This is a genomic window from Paenibacillus sp. NPDC058367 (assembly GCF_042723305.1).
In the GTDB taxonomy this organism is placed as follows: Bacteria; Bacillota; Bacilli; order Paenibacillales; family Paenibacillaceae; genus Paenibacillus_AQ.
The window spans coordinates 95,254-110,421 of the sequence record NZ_JBHXIZ010000001.1 but is presented as its reverse complement, the minus strand read 5'-3'; the positions used below and the strand labels follow the sequence as shown (position 1 = coordinate 110,421).

Annotated in this window: 9 protein-coding genes and 2 pseudogenes; 8 read left to right on the top strand and 3 right to left on the bottom strand. The window is 43.7% G+C overall.

What is annotated here, in order from left to right:
* Positions 1-162: 162 nt before the first annotated feature.
* Positions 163-1,791, top strand: coding sequence for a response regulator transcription factor (locus tag ACFWMP_RS00350; RefSeq protein WP_042188117.1), 1,629 nt, complete (start codon positions 163-165; stop codon positions 1,789-1,791).
* A gap of 56 nt (positions 1,792-1,847) precedes the next feature.
* Here the strand turns inward: ACFWMP_RS00350 and ACFWMP_RS00345 are convergent, their stop codons facing one another.
* Positions 1,848-4,577 (bottom strand): alpha-mannosidase, encoded by a 2,730-nt coding sequence (locus ACFWMP_RS00345; protein WP_231573450.1) that lies wholly within the window; start codon positions 4,575-4,577, stop codon positions 1,848-1,850.
* Positions 4,578-4,708: 131 nt separating this feature from the next.
* On the opposite strand from ACFWMP_RS00345, the gene ACFWMP_RS00340 reads away from it, so the two are divergent.
* The 7 genes from ACFWMP_RS00340 (at position 4,709) to ACFWMP_RS00310 (ending at position 13,958) form a co-directional block, all read left to right on the top strand.
* Positions 4,709-6,514 (top strand): cache domain-containing sensor histidine kinase, encoded by a 1,806-nt coding sequence (locus ACFWMP_RS00340; RefSeq protein ID WP_042188119.1) that lies wholly within the window; start codon positions 4,709-4,711, stop codon positions 6,512-6,514.
* Between the two features lie 205 nt (positions 6,515-6,719).
* Positions 6,720-7,646 carry an ABC transporter permease gene (locus ACFWMP_RS00335; RefSeq protein WP_042188121.1) on the top strand — a complete coding sequence of 309 codons (927 nt, stop codon included), beginning with the start codon at positions 6,720-6,722 and terminating at the stop codon, positions 7,644-7,646.
* Between the two features lie 39 nt (positions 7,647-7,685).
* A complete protein-coding gene (locus ACFWMP_RS00330; RefSeq protein WP_042188123.1) occupies positions 7,686-8,570 on the top strand; it encodes a carbohydrate ABC transporter permease in 885 nt (294 codons plus the stop codon).
* Between the two features lie 53 nt (positions 8,571-8,623).
* A complete protein-coding gene (locus tag ACFWMP_RS00325; protein ID WP_076299033.1) occupies positions 8,624-10,183 on the top strand; it encodes an extracellular solute-binding protein in 1,560 nt (519 codons plus the stop codon).
* A gap of 300 nt (positions 10,184-10,483) precedes the next feature.
* Entirely contained in the window at positions 10,484-11,707 is a 1,224-nt protein-coding gene (locus tag ACFWMP_RS00320; protein WP_379421639.1) for an enolase C-terminal domain-like protein, read from the top strand.
* 43 nt (positions 11,708-11,750) lie between these two features.
* Entirely contained in the window at positions 11,751-12,587 is an 837-nt protein-coding gene (locus ACFWMP_RS00315) for an NAD-dependent epimerase/dehydratase family protein (RefSeq protein ID WP_379421638.1), read from the top strand.
* Positions 12,588-12,629: 42 nt separating this feature from the next.
* Positions 12,630-13,958, top strand: a complete 1,329-nt coding sequence (locus tag ACFWMP_RS00310; RefSeq protein ID WP_379421637.1) for a family 43 glycosylhydrolase — start codon at positions 12,630-12,632, stop codon at positions 13,956-13,958.
* Between the two features lie 68 nt (positions 13,959-14,026).
* Here ACFWMP_RS00310 and ACFWMP_RS00305 read toward each other — a convergent pair.
* A pseudogene (locus tag ACFWMP_RS00305) lies at positions 14,027-14,849 on the bottom strand (MFS transporter); the annotation flags it as partial.
* Between the two features lie 3 nt (positions 14,850-14,852).
* Positions 14,853-15,137, bottom strand: a pseudogene (locus ACFWMP_RS00300) (rhodanese-like domain-containing protein); the annotation flags it as partial.
* Positions 15,138-15,168 lie beyond the last annotated feature (31 nt).

The window sequence follows — 15,168 nt, the reverse complement described above, 5'->3', positions numbered from 1 at the left end:
TTTTACAAACGCTGCACATTTGAAAAAGCAATTTAATATCCCCCTATAAAAGTTATGGATTACCTCCGTGCAATCCTAACTCGTGTCGAGTACTATGAAATTAAAGACTATAATCTCCAAAAGAAACAGTTGTACATCCAAGTGAATCAGGAGGGAGATCAGATGCTTAGTGTACTTATAGTGGATGATGAATATGAGATTCGTGAAGGATTGCGAAATCGCTTTCATTGGGAGGATTACAATATTACAGAGGTTCTTGTTGCGGATGATGGTGATGTGGCCTTACGTACGGCACTTGAGATCAGGCCCGCTCTGATTATTACAGATATCAAGATGAACCGCATGTCTGGTCTTGAATTCCTTAGCGCCTTATCTGCCGAAGAGGACTATAAGCCTGAGAAGATTATTGTAAGTGGTTATGATGATTTTGAACTGGTCAAGCAGGCCATGAAAATAGGGGTATGCGATTATATTTTGAAACCAATTAATTTGGATGAACTGGGTAAAATGGTGGATAAATCGATAGAAAACATTAATAAAAAGAAGATGGATCATCGTAACCGGCAGATGCTTAAGAATCAGGCGGTCTTCGCCATCTCCAAAATGCGTGAGGAATTATTAAAGGAAATGATTGAGCAGGTTTATGATCCTAATCTTGAAATGCGTAGATACCACCGTCTTCAAACATTGGAGCTTGAATGGATGTTGAAGGAGCCTACGATGTTGATTGTCGTTGAGGCTGATAATTTAAAAGCGATAGAGAATAAGAATCCGCATGAGAAGGAACTGATTCTATTCGGGATTAGTAATGTGTTACATCAGACGCTTGAAGAGGAATACGCCCACCCTTCTGCTCTCTATAAGGACCGTTATAACCGCTGGATTATCGTGCTGGGAAGCCTTTCGCATGAGCAGACGGATATCGCACAGGGCATGGCACAGCTCTTCATTCAAAGAATCAATGATTTTGTCAAAATCACTGCTAGTGCAGGAATGCTGACTAAACCAGGGAATACAAGAAACTTGCACCATATGTATATTGAGGCAGTGAGTGTAATGGAGCAAAAGGCGGTTTATGGGGGCAACAGATTATTCACTGAGCAAGGGCTATTTTACGACGGGGAGAGTGATAACTTGTCACTTCAGAACCCGGAAGAAATGCTTGATTTAGTTCGATATGGTTCGGATGAAGATATAACAAGAGCGATGGATACCTTTATCGAGATGATACAGTCTTGGCAGCTTACACAACTTAGAGATATCCAGCAGAAAATTTTTGAATGGCTGTTCGAAGTGTTCCGGCGAGGAGCGGAGGGAACCGTCCTTAAGAGTTGGAAAAATAATCCGATCGCAGTTTGGGAGCTGTTGGAGCAATACGATACACTGCAGGCGCTTCGTGAACAAACAGAGGTTTTTCTGCATGAGATTGCTGCCGACTTTCGAAAGCTTTCGCATACACCTAGCCAAATTGTTAGCGAAGCTGAGAAGATCTTACACCGTGATTATGCTGAAAGCCTAACGCTGCAAATTGTAGCTTCTGCGGTTCACGTAACTCCGGTTTGGCTTAGTAAGTTATTTAAGAAAGAACTGCATATGACCTTTCTTGAATACTTAACAGATATTCGCATTAAAAAGGCAAAAGAAATGCTATACGATGTGCAGTTTAAAATTTATCAAATCTCCTATCAGGTCGGCTACAAAGACCCGGTGCATTTCTCAAAGCTATTCAAGAAACAGGTAGGCTGCACCCCTAAGGATTTCAGAAGACAGCTTGGAATTGCTGAAGAATAAAGAATCCAGGTTGCTCAGGTTCGGAAGAACCTGGCACCCTGGATCTATGCAAGTATTTATAGTGGCGTGATTCCTATAGTTACAATCCCAGCCTTACATACAGGAATCGGCTGTGTCTGAACCTCGGAGGTCATTTCTTCCATGATATTACTGTGGTATAGCAGGGAGTTTTCGCTGGTATTAATACTCAGATTAGAAGGCGTGTAAGCAAGATTGTACCAGCGTGCCATTAAATCTCCATTATCTTCATTGATTTTTAAACTGGAAAAAGCCATTTCTTTACCATCCCATGCCAGAAAACTGTGCACAGGAGGAAGTGTTCCTTCATGAATACCGGTCTGAGCAGTGGTGACAGGAACAGCATAACGATAGGCTTCACGGTAGGCCGCGAAGCGGTTGTCACATCCGCCATGTGGGATAAGGCTCCACTCTGCTACATTAACGCCAAGGCACTGAGCATCAGGGGTATGAAAGACGCCCCAGTCGCCAAGTTCTCCTATGGAACGAAGGAGTGTTAGGGCGATTGTACCTTCATCATCCTGCAACACCTCGTACTCATTAAGACCTTTACCGGCTGCGGTCAAGCCGCGACCATCGGCATGTACATCCACGAACGCCTGCATATGCTGACAGTTGCTTGGGTTCTCCCATTCCGGTGCAGGTATGGTTTCGCGCTCAGCGACTTCAAAGACGGAATCTGCGTAATGAAGCGCCGTCTTAATGCCAGTTGGCAGCAGAACACGTAGACGGTGATCCTTGGCGGTGTTGTCGATTCGAGTATTAACTTGCAATGCATGGCTTTCACGCTCCAGACTGATTCGAGTCACAATATTTAGAGGGACAAGCTGCTGTGACCGGACCGACTTTCGCTTACGGAACTCAACCATGGTTTCTACTTCCTGCTGTAACTGTTCATCTGCTGAGGCTGGAACTTCTAAGGTGTGTCTGATTTCAAAAGCAGCTCTGTAAGGGGTATTCTCCGTTAGGTGAATCTCAGCAGGGATACCGCGTGTAGTTATGGCTACATCACCTTCGGGTTGTTTGAAAATGTATTCATTACCTATGTCACCGACATCCTCGTATACACCAAGACCGCTGTACAGCTCATCGCTGCTTTTGTCGAACATAGAAAAGCTGCCGTCTTGTGCCACTATGACTCGAATAAATTCATTCTCCATAGTGAAGTCATCGGTAATCAGTGTGTCACTTGAAGATTTCGATATCGCTGTGTCCATTGCGGGAATCCAAGCAAAAGTTGCCAGTCCTAGGGCAGGAAGCGATTTTGCCTCAAAGGTTAGCCGTAATGCATGCGCCATATATGGCTGTCTAAATCTATCGTTTGGCAGCTCGTAACCGAAGCGTACCCCCAGATCTTCAACAGTGCAGTCTAATCGATCACCTTGGGAATTGACCAGGTAGCCCTCGCCATGCGTTCTGTCAGAGACTTGCTTGAACACGGCACTTGGGTCTTCACTTTGAATGAAGAAACGATGAGACCACTCAATTTCACAGGTCACAACGCTGCTGCTAGAATAGCCGCTAGTATTATAAACTACGAACGCAGTAGCGTCTTTTCCAAATTGTGCGAAGATAGAGGTATCGACCTTAGCACTAATGAATCTGGCGCTGTCAGTTATGAGGGCTGATCCGACCTCCATGCTTTTTGCAAACCGAGTCTTCATCTCATGGTAGACTTCATCTACACTGCAACCGCAAATACTGTCATGCGGATGGTTCTGCATAAGCGTCTTCCAGGCATATTGCATTAGACCGTGCGGATAAGCTTTGCCTAATCCATGTGCAATAGCGGCTAGCGGTTCAGCTATTTTTTCTAGAAGAGTCTGGTTCTGTTGATTGAGCTGCTTGATGTATACCCTCGCTGAAGCAGTATTTACTAGTGAGTACCAGCCGTCTGTATGTTGCCCGCGCAGCTCCCCTGTAGTAAGGGTTAGGTCATCGGGAAGCTCATTTTTAACGGCTTTTACATAATCATCATAGTTAGAATGAATGAAATCACAGTCTGGATATAATTCACGCGCAACACGTAAAGCTTCAGAAAGATCGGTTTGGATGGGCTGGTGATCACATCCATTCATAAGCAGTAAATGTCGGGTGGAAGCATATTGTCTGGTACGTGCAAGGCGATGGACCCAGTAGCTTTTAGCAGTATCAGGATCAACAGGAATTTCCATGCCATTGTTGTACCAATTCGCAAAGAGAATACCGAGCACTTTGGAGCCGTCAGGAGATTGCCAGATCAGCTCAGAGTAAGGAGATTCCTGATCAGAGGCATCTACCACGCGATTGTTGAACCCAGTAGCTTTCACACCCCTGCCGAAAATGGCTGTATCGATTCCAGCTTGCTGAAGAATCTGTGCAGCTTGGCCCATATTGCCAAAAGAATCCGGGAAATAGCCGATCTTAGAGATGGGACCGAATGTCCTTGCATCACGATGTCCGATTTGCAGATTGCGAACATTAGCTTCACCGCTTGTCAGAAATTCGTCTTGAAGAATATACCACGGCCCAAGAGAGAGCTTGCCAGCATCGCATAATCTCTGGATGATTTCACGCTTCTCAGGATAAACCTGCAAATAATCTTCCACTACTATGGTTTGTCCATCTAGATAAAAGCTCTTAAAATCCGGGTCGGATTCAAACGTCTCAATCAAAGAATTTATAGTTTCGATAAGCTTAACGTGATGGGCTTCATAGGGCATATACCATTCTCTATCCCAGTGAGTATGAGAGATGACATGTACAACGGTTTTACTAGCTCCAGTCAATACGATTCCTCTTTTCCATAAGATGATGAATGCTACAGCCTAATTATATAAAATGCATTTTTTGCCACAATGAGTGGATCGCAAATTATTGCGGGGATTATTGTCGACATGTAAGGATTGGGGGGATTGTTATGAATCGTTTCACTCTGCGTCTGGGCGCATCGTTAAGGAACCGTATCATATTGGTATTTTTTATGATTATTATTGTGCCTTTTCTCATCTTTGCTTACTTTGCGCATATTAAGTCTATTGAAGGCATCACGAATACGAACACTAAGATCTCACTGAGCTACCTTCAGCAAGCAGCTAAAAATTTTGAGATTTATCTTAATACACTTAATGATCAGGTCAACACTCTTATCGGCAATAAACGTGTGCAAGATCTACTGATTGATCCGCCCGCCAATCCTGTTGAAGAAGAGGATTTTACTGTAAATCTACTTACAGTGCTCTATCAGGCCACTCCACAAATCGATGCTTTCCGAGTGCGAGTATATCCAATAAATCCTTCGCTGTATCCTTCTTATATGAATACATTGGGAGAAGCGGTGAATATAACTTCAGAGGAATGGTTTACGCGGTCACAAGGGACTGTAGGTCCAATGTGGGAGTTATTTATGCCACAGCAAGGCAAATATGGACGCCCTCTGCTAGGATATATTAAGCGTTTCTCAGGACTCTATGACCGTAAGCCCCGAGGTATGGTCGTTACAGAAGTTTCAGAGGATCATTTGAAGCGTTACTTCTCACCCACTGAGCAATTGAAGAATCAGAAGCTGCTACTCATGAATCGTGACGGTACTATTTATTATGACTCATCATCTAATGAATGGGCTGGTACACGATTTCCTTCGAATTCGTTCATTACCCATCTTCAAAAAAATCCGGCGGGTTCACAAACGATCAAGATTGATGGACACAAATATCTTACTACTTATGTCAGCTTAGACAGTGAGCCTTGGGCGATTGTCAGTCTGACGTTATTGAAGGAACTGACTGGAACAAGTGATGAAATGACACGTCTGCTAATCATCTTTCTGTTTATTTATCTCGTCTGCTGCTTTGCCGTTGTTTTTTACATTACGGTGTATTTCACCCAGCCTATCGCACGTCTGGTAAGGCTTATGCGGAGAATGGAGGAGGGCAATTTCCAGACAGAAGCGTTAACTTCGCCAAGAACAGATGAAGTAGGCTGGTTGTATCGAGGCGTCGGAAGTCTTGTCCAGCGGATTGACGTTTTGATCCAGGAAGCTTGGCGTTCCGAGCGGAAGAAGAAGGCTCTGGAGTTTCAGGTGCTCAGCCACCAGATCAACCCACATTTTCTCTATAATACGCTTGAATCTATTCGGTGGAAGGCAGAAAACCATGGCCGCAGCGACATTAGTGAAATGGTATCTGCACTGGGAAATCTACTTCGGCTCAGTCTGAATCAAGGGAAGGAGATCACCACGCTGCGGCGTGAGATTGAGCAAGTTAAAGCTTATGTGCTGATCGAACAGGCCCGAATGGGCAAAACAATCCGGATTTTATATTCCATAGATGAAGATTTGCTGGATTTTCCATTCCTTCGCCTGCTGCTACAACCTCTAGTAGAAAATGCAATCCAACATAGTGTACGGACTGACTTCGAGAAGGGGAAGATCATTGTGTCTGCGAGACGTGAAAAGGAAGATATGATCATCGAGATTGCGGATAATGGAAAAGGCATTCCACAAAGTATCATTGACGAGCTGGATTATGAAGATCCTGAGGAGGAAATGTATACAACTACTCGGAGAGGTGTGGGCTTGCGCAATGTGAACGACCGTCTGAAGCTGTATTTTGGGTCTGACTATAAGCTACAGATTCAGATCGGAGCACAAGGAGGGACCCGTATTTTATTGCGACACCCTATGAAGGTAGACGAAGAATTGTCCAAAACAGGTGAGGCCCATTAATGGCCTGACTCAATCAAATCGTTAAAAGTCTTATAAAGTAGCGATTCTCGCATCTAAGAGAATCGCTACTTTTATTTTTACACAGGAAATTGGATATCTCGTGATCAGGATAAAAATGAATCAACAAAGTGCAAGATTGACTCATAGTAAGTGCACATCCACTCTTTTACAATTAATTTATCCAAACAGCGAAAGGGAAATCGATATGAAACTAAACGGAGTGTTCAAGGAACTGTACAAAAATCGCACCTTGCTGCTCATGTTCTTACCCGTCGGGGTACTGTTCTTGCTCTTTAACTATCTACCGCTGGCTGGTCTTGTAATCGCCTTCAAGAATTTTGATTTCTCCAAAGGGATTTTTGGAAGTGATTGGATGGACCCGCTGTTCAGCAACTTTGACTATGTATTCTCTTCTCCGGTGGCATTCCGGGCCATCCGCAACACGATCCTATTAAATGCTCTCTTTATAGCAATAGGGCTCGTTTTTGAAGTTGGGTTTGCTCTCCTATTGAATGAAATGCGCAATAAGTATTTCAAACGAATTACGCAATCCTTGACCTTTTTACCGTTCTTTATCTCATGGATTGTTGTAGGTGTATTCGCTTATAATCTGATGAACTATGAGAACGGAGCGATAAATCGCTTCCTGGAGTACCTAAATCTTCAACCGATTGACTTCTATAGTAGGGCCGAGCTGTGGCCGGCAATCTTAACCATTGCTGCCCGCTGGAAAATCACTGGCTATGGCACAATTATCTATTTGGCCGCGTTAACCTCTATTGACAGTTCTTATTATGAAGCTGCTTCCATTGATGGAGCATCTAGATGGCAGCAGATCAGGTACATCAGTATTCCTATGCTGCGGCCAACGATTATCATCCTGACGCTACTAGCAGTAGGTAGAATTATGAATGCTGATTTTGGGATGTTCTACGCCATGGTAGGTGACGCTTCGCTACTCTTTCCGACCACAGATGTTATTGACACCTTTGTCTATCGAAGCCTGCGTAAATCTGGTGATATTGGGATGGCTTCCGCTGCGGGCTTTCTACAGTCCTTTGTTGCCTTCTTCTTAGTCCTTGGGAGTAATTATGCGGCACGCAAAATCGACAAAGACTCAGCGATATTCTAAAGCCAAGCTCATCTAACTTTAAGGAGGTCATCCCACACGATGTCAGCAAGAAAATTCTCTTTCAGCCAGTTTCTAATCGCTCTGGTTATCGGCCTATTCAGTCTGGCCTGCCTGTTCCCGTTCCTCATGGTGATCTCAGGCTCGCTTAGTACGGAAAAAGATATTATGCAGTACGGCTATTCTATTTGGCCGAAGACGATAACGTTTGATTCCTATCGTATTTTGCTTCTTGGCTCTAATCGAATCTTTGAAGCGTACGGAGTCAGCACATTCGTCACTGTTGTCGGAACTATTTTGTCGCTCTTCTTAACGAGCATGGGCGCTTATGTAATGGCAAGACGTTCTTTTAAATATAGGAATATTCTTTCTATCTTTGTCATCATCACCATGCTCTTCAGTGGGGGATTGGTTCCCTGGTATATCGTTATCGTTAGATACCTGCATTTGAAAGATACGATTTGGGCGCTTATTCTTCCATCGCTGGGGAATGCCTTCAATATGTTTCTAATTCGAAACTTTATGCTCTCTATTCCAGAGGATCTGCATGAATCGGCCAAAATGGACGGTGCAGGTGAATTCAGAATCTATTCTAGGCTGATCATGCCACTGGCTCTACCAGTTCTAGCGACTGTTGGCTTGTTCGTAGCACTCGGGTATTGGAACGACTGGTTCCTCGGGTTAATGTTCGTCGATAAGCAAGAGCTTCAACCACTGCAACTCCTTCTGCGTACATTGATCTCTAATGTCGATTTCTTGAAGAACTCTGGAAATGCGGCAGCGATGCAGCGGATTTCAGCTCAGATTCCTTCCGAGTCTATCAAAATGGCGCTAACAGTTATAACCATTGGACCTATTATTTTCTTGTATCCATTCCTGCAACGTTATTTCGTTAAAGGTCTTATGGTTGGAGCAGTTAAAGGTTAACTATGTCGACTTAAGTCGTATAGTATAAATTAAAGGCAAAAGGGGAGATTAGGATGCGCAAACGCATGGGTAGATTTCAGATCGTCCTGATAGCAATGCTAATGCTAGGACTGATTATGTCCGCATGTAGCTCGAGTGGCGGAAATACTTCGTCCAATGAAACGAATCAAAACAAGGGCAACACCGGTTCTAGTACAGAGCCTGCGAAAGGTGAAGATGAAGTTACACTCAAATTCTATTTTGGTGGGGACAAAAAGGCGGCCACGGACGAGGTTTGGTCCAAAATTAGTGATTACGTAAAATCCAAAGGCCTAAACGTTAAGTTCTCCGTAAATTTCATACCATTTGGCGACTTCAAGGAAAAAATGCTCGTGATGGCCGCGTCCGGGGATAACTGGGATATGAACTTTGATGGAGATTGGCTCTCCTATAAACAAATGGCTGCAAAAGGTTCCTACATGGCCTTAAATGATCTGCTCCCGAAATATGCGCCTAATCTTGAGAAGAAATATGTAGAACAAGGAACGTTAGGAGCTGCAACGGTTAACGGACAAATCGTAGGGCTTCCATGGACAATGAAAATGAATGAACGTAAATTTGCAGGATGGCGTTCAGATCTGGCTGAAAAAGCAGGCATTAACATCGCTCCGGATTCTATTCAAACGATTGAAGATGTCGACAATCTGCTTCGTGAGCTGAAAAAAGCTTATCCGAACGAGAAGCTTTCCCGTACTACACCACTATCTTTGTATTATATCCGCGATGAATGGGTAGATCTCAACTTCCATGGTTTAGGCTTCTATCTGAGTGATCCGAAAATTACTATTCAATCTGTTGAACAACAGCCTTTCTTCCTCGAAGCTTCTCTTTTGGCAAAGAAATGGTATGACGACAAACTGATCAACAGAGATGCCATGATTGATAAAGAAGGAGCAGAAGATCAGTGGAGAAACGGTAAATTGCTCTTTACTGTAACATCACATGAATGGGCTTATGCTGATCCAGGCTTCTCTGATGCTTCCTATAAACAAGGGATGTCGCTCATGTATCCAGACAAAAAGTATGTCAACCGTACAGCACTTGCTAATGTTGTAGCCATCAATGTAAACTCCAAGAATCCAGATCGGGTACTTCGTTTCCTTGATATGGTGGAGACTGACCAAACGCTATATGATTTGTTGCAATACGGTATCGAAGGCAAAACCTATGTCCTGAATGGTGAAGCTGCGGATTATCCGGAAGGCATGCAGTCTTCTACAAGTAATTATATGGAGTGGGGTGGACAATGGGCGTTCTGGAAACCTCAATACATGCGTCCAACAACAACTTATGCTAAAGATTTCTGGGTGAAAGAAGCCGATTTTGCTAATCAGCCGTACAATGTGAATTCCCCGATTGACGGTCTGTTTATTGCTGAAGATGCTATGAAGAATGAATTAGCTAAACGCGATCAAGCCACCGATGAGATCAGCAGACCGATTGAATACGGTATGGTGAAAGATGTTAACAAAGCTGTAGCCGATTATGTGGAGACTCAAAAGAAAAACGGACTTGATAAAATTATTACTGAAACTCAGAAACAAATAGACGCTTATCTTGCTGCCAAAAAATAAGCTGCGGAGTTACTGCATGGAAGTGACGTCAATCTGAATTCAGAAGGCATGCTGAAACGTGCGGAGACCACAGGCCTACTGTATCGGATTTATAATTTGAAGTGATTATCATAAGGGTTTTTGATTAATAAAAAGGCGTCCCAAGTTGTCGTTTTACGACAGTCTGGGACGTTTTTTGTTCCATTCTATCCCATCAACAGGAAGAGGATAGAAATGCGGTGGAAAGTTTAATAACGTCCCGTTTGGATGTGTCGATGATTGCATTAAAATAAAAGCGACACAAAAGGGGATGGTGAAATCATGGCAAAAATAACAGGAGTAGAATGCATCCGCACCAGACATGATGGAAGCTGGACAATTGTGAAAGTAACGACGGATCAGGATGGATTGTATGGGATTGGTTCCGCATCAGATTTGTATAATCCTGAGGCTGTAGTTCAAGTCGTTGAGCAACTGCTTGCACCACTTCTAAAGGGTCGTGATCCGGCAAATATTGAAGACCTCTGGCATCTTATGCATATGAGTGGTTATTGGAGAAACGGTGCGATTCTTAATACGGCTATCGGTGGTATTGATATGGCCTTGTGGGATATCAAAGGTAAAGAAGCGAACCTGCCAGTCTATCAGCTTCTGGGAGGTGCCTGCCGTTCGGCGGTCCCTTGTTATGGCCATGCTGGTGGCGCTGATATCACAGAGCTCAAGGAAGATGTCTATAAATTCATAGAGGAAGGTTACACAGTGATTCGTGTCCAGATGGGAGGATACGGCGGCGGTGGGTTTGTCAGCGGGAAGGAAGCGAAGCTTCCTGTCTATCCTTGGAGCAGTGGTCCTGTATTTGACGAGCATGCTTATCTGAATGCCATTCCTGACATGTTCGAGAAGCTTCGTGTGGAATTTGGATCCGGCGTTCAGTTCACTCATGATGTTCATGAGCACCTCTCACCTATACATGCGATTCAACTCTCAAAACGCTTAGAGCCTTACAGTCTTTTCTACTTAGAGGATGCAATAGCACCAGAGCAGATTGGTTGGTACCGCCAGCTTCGGCAACAGAGCGCAACACCGCAGGCTGTAGGTGAGTTATTTGTGAACCCGCAGGAATGGACAGGGCTTATGCAGGAGAAACTGATTGATTTTATTAGGGTACGAGTTTCCAAGGCAGGGGGCATCAGTGCCTGTCGTAAAATAGCCGCATTGGGTGAAATCTACGGTGTCCGCACGGCTTGGCAAGAAGGAGGAGAAAATGATCCAGTGAACCAGGCAGCTGCAGTTCATCTGGATATGGCACTCTGGAACTTCGGCATCCAGGAAATTAATCATTTCAAGCAGGAAGAATTAGAAGCTTTTCCAGGACATATTGTCAGACAAGGTGGGTACCTGTACCCCTCTGACAAACCGGGATTAGGTATTGATATCGATGAAGTGCAGGCTAAATCTCTTCTCAGAGAACAATGGAGTTCTAGTCAATATCACCGGCCTTATCCTCTGGACCGTAAAGCAGACGGAACATTGGTATGCCCTTAGATTACAGTACTAAAATAACCGCAGATCAAGGAGGTAGATTGAAATGAACACTATTGCCGTTACTGGTGGTGGGGGCAAACTTGGCTCTCAAGTAATCGGGATGCTCCAAGAGCAGAAATATGATGTTGTGTCGTTAGATAATCATCTGTCTGATCGAATTCATTGCAAGCAGATTAAAGTCGATCTGAATGATTTCGGGCAAGTGGTGGGATCGCTTGAAGGCGTAGATGCTATCATACATTTAGCTGCAATACCTGCTCCGATTCATTATCCACATTCTTATATTTATGCGAACAATACAGTGGCTGGTTATCATGTACTAGAAGCGGCTTCTCTCTTGGGTATTTGTAAAGTGATAATGGGCTCAAGTGAGTCTTCCTACGGATTTGCTTGGGCTCCACAACCCTTTTCACCGCATTATTTTCCGGTAGACGAAGACCATCCACAGCTCCCGCAAGAATGTTATGGACTCTCCAAAGTCGTCAACGAGCTGACTGCTGAAATGTTTCACCGGAGAAACGGTATGCAGGTGACATCCCTACGTTTCTCTATGATTACTGGTCCTGGAGATTATCGACATCTTGCGATTGCAAAACCAGAGACCTTCAAACCTATTTTATGGAGTTATATTGATATTCGGGATGCAGTGACGGCTTGTATTGCCGCTCTTCATGCTGAACTTAATGGAGCCATCCACCTGAACATCACTGGAGATGATACATTAAGTGACCGAACAACAGAAGAACTGCTGAAGAGCTTTTACTCTGAAGTAGGAGACTTGCGTAAGACATTCCAAGATAGAGAGGCTATTGTCAGTAATGCTCTGGCGAAAAAGCTCCTGTCTTGGCAACCTAAATACTCATGGTCAAAACAGAAGTAGAATAGCAACCTATCAAAAAAGCATACTTCAGGAGGTCTTATCATGTCTAACAACAATCAAGATATAATTGTCGAATCAAAAAAGAGAACATCTTTGAATCCTGTAATTACATCCATCTATACGGCTGACCCATCAGCTCATGTCTGGAGTGATGGTAAGATTTATATTTACGCTTCCCATGATATGGATCCAGCCAGAGGCTGTGATCTTATGGACAGATACCACGTATTTTCCTCTCAAGATATGGTGAATTGGGTGGATGAAGGTGAAATTCTTAGTTCGGACGATGTCGCTTGGGGCAGACCTGAAGGCGGTTTCATGTGGGCTCCAGACTGTGCGTACAAGAATGGAACCTACTATTTCTATTATCCTCATCCGAGTGACTCGAATTGGAATGATTCGTGGAAAATTGGGGTAGCGACAAGCAAGAAGCCAGCAAGTGATTTTACCGATCAGGGATATATTCCAGGGCTTGGCGGGTTCGCTTTGATCGATCCATGTGTGTTAGTGGACGAAGATGATCGCGCTTATATGTATTACGGCGGAGGGAGTACATGTCTTGGCGGGGAACTGAATGAAGATATGTTGTCTCTGAAGAACGGGATGACTGAAATGGAGGGACTAGAAGATTTTCATGAAGCAGCCTGGGTATTCAAAAGAAACGGTCTTTACTACCTTACCTATGCGGATAACTTAGAAGACAATAATCGAATGAGATACGCCACCAGTGAGAATCCGCTTGGTCCGTGGATGTACAGAGGGATCTTTCTAGAGCCGACAGGCTGTTCAACAACTCATGGTTCTGTGGTGGAGTTCAAAGACCAATGGTATTTGTTCTATCATAATCAGGCCATTTCTGGAGAAGGCAATCTGCGAAGCGTATGTATCGATTACCTAGAGTTCAACGAAGACGGTACGATCAAGCCGGTTATTCAGACAAAAGAGGGCGTCTCATCGATTGGAACTACACCGGAAGTCAATCCTTATCTTAAGACATATCCGGCTGCGGATTGTATGGTTTTTGGAGGAGCAGAAATACAGACGCTAGAATCAGGTCAACAGGTGCTGTGCCACTTACAAACAGAGGGTTCCTACGTTCTTTTCAATAATATAGAGGGAGGAGAGGGAGGCAGAGCTTCCATTGAACTTCATTATGCTACGAGTGAACGTCTGGCAAAAGTGAATTTATACGTCAATGATAAGGATTACTCGCTCCTTAATGCCCTCTCCACTGGTGGAGCTCAACAATTTAGTGGCCGTACGAATATTACCGTCAATGTATTGCCGGGTGCTATTAATACGCTGAGAATCACGGGCGGTCATGGTGAAATTAGTATTATACAAATGACGATTAGCCCACTTGTGGATTGAAATGTACGCTATTTTTTAAAATAAATTACTATTAAAAGTCAAAGGTTGATCTCATATCTTTCTTGAGGTCAACCTTTGTTATTGTTATTCAAATTTCGAGACGAAAGAACGACTGGAATAAGCAATAATGCAACGAAGCCTCCACCAAGTGATAAAATGGCGTAACTGGAATTTGCTAAAATCATACCAGATAAAGCTCCACCAGATGCTCCTGCCAACGCGATCAAGACATCTACTGATTACTGTGGCTCCAATAATAACGCCCTTTTTGTTGAAAGAAGCTGTATTTCCTGTTGAATGATCAGGATGACTTGGAGTGGAGCTTAGTGCCTCTACAAGAGCTTTTGCAACAACGAGCGGATCTGATCTAAGTAAAGCTAGAAGGATTAAACCAGCGACAATGTATGCTGCAGCAGCTAGAATGAACGGTCCGGCAAGAGCCGGGACACCAATAGATTCAGCGAACTTCCCCATTACATTAACTAAGTTTGGCCCAGCAACAGCACCAAATGTAGTTGAAACCAACGCGATGCTAATCGCTGTTGCTCGTTGAGTGGGGGCCGCCAGATCTGTACCCGCATAACGTGTCTGCAAATTAGTTGCTGTGCCTGCTCCATAGATAAGCAATGAGAACATTAAAAGTAGAATATTATTAGTTAAAGCAGAAATTACGACTCCGATTGCTCCTAATCCGCCTATTAAGAAGCCAGTAGCAAGACCACTACGCCTTCCGAATCTTTGAGATAGATGTCCTACAAATAATGCTGCCCCAGCAGATCCTAGTGTAAATAGTGCAGCAGCAAGACCTGCTCCTCCAAAAATTTGCGAAATGATGACAATAATTAGTGTTTTCCGATATAATTGGCGTTGTTTTTCTGGAGAAACGAGGTAACTTTATAACCATTCAGCCTGATTGCTAATACTTGTAGAATCACTAACTTTCGTCGACATTAGATTTTCGGCCTTACTAGCAACACTTCTTAATGTTCTTGCTTTTGTTTTTAATTCGACTGCCTCCACGGACATTAAACAGCAAGGTCCTCTACAATAAGCGACTACATCATAATTTGAGGGTAAGGAAGCAAGCTTCTCTTCTAATTCTTCAATAGGAATAGATATAGCCCCTGGAATATGTGCCACATCATATTCTTCCTTCGGTCTTACATCCAACAGCAAAACTATTCGTAATTAAATTAGTGAAGGGTCCAAA

What these genes read in the sequence shown, in the direction of transcription:
- ACFWMP_RS00350 (WP_042188117.1), top strand. Translation starts at nt 163, where the DNA reads ATGCTTAGTGTACTTATAGTGGATGATGAATATGAGATTCGTGAAGGA.
- ACFWMP_RS00340 (WP_042188119.1), top strand. Translation starts at nt 4,709, where the DNA reads ATGAATCGTTTCACTCTGCGTCTGGGCGCATCGTTAAGGAACCGTATC.
- ACFWMP_RS00335 (WP_042188121.1), top strand. Translation starts at nt 6,720, where the DNA reads ATGAAACTAAACGGAGTGTTCAAGGAACTGTACAAAAATCGCACCTTG.
- ACFWMP_RS00330 (WP_042188123.1), top strand. Translation starts at nt 7,686, where the DNA reads ATGTCAGCAAGAAAATTCTCTTTCAGCCAGTTTCTAATCGCTCTGGTT.
- ACFWMP_RS00325 (WP_076299033.1), top strand. Translation starts at nt 8,624, where the DNA reads ATGCGCAAACGCATGGGTAGATTTCAGATCGTCCTGATAGCAATGCTA.
- ACFWMP_RS00320 (WP_379421639.1), top strand. Translation starts at nt 10,484, where the DNA reads ATGGCAAAAATAACAGGAGTAGAATGCATCCGCACCAGACATGATGGA.
- ACFWMP_RS00315 (WP_379421638.1), top strand. Translation starts at nt 11,751, where the DNA reads ATGAACACTATTGCCGTTACTGGTGGTGGGGGCAAACTTGGCTCTCAA.
- ACFWMP_RS00310 (WP_379421637.1), top strand. Translation starts at nt 12,630, where the DNA reads ATGTCTAACAACAATCAAGATATAATTGTCGAATCAAAAAAGAGAACA.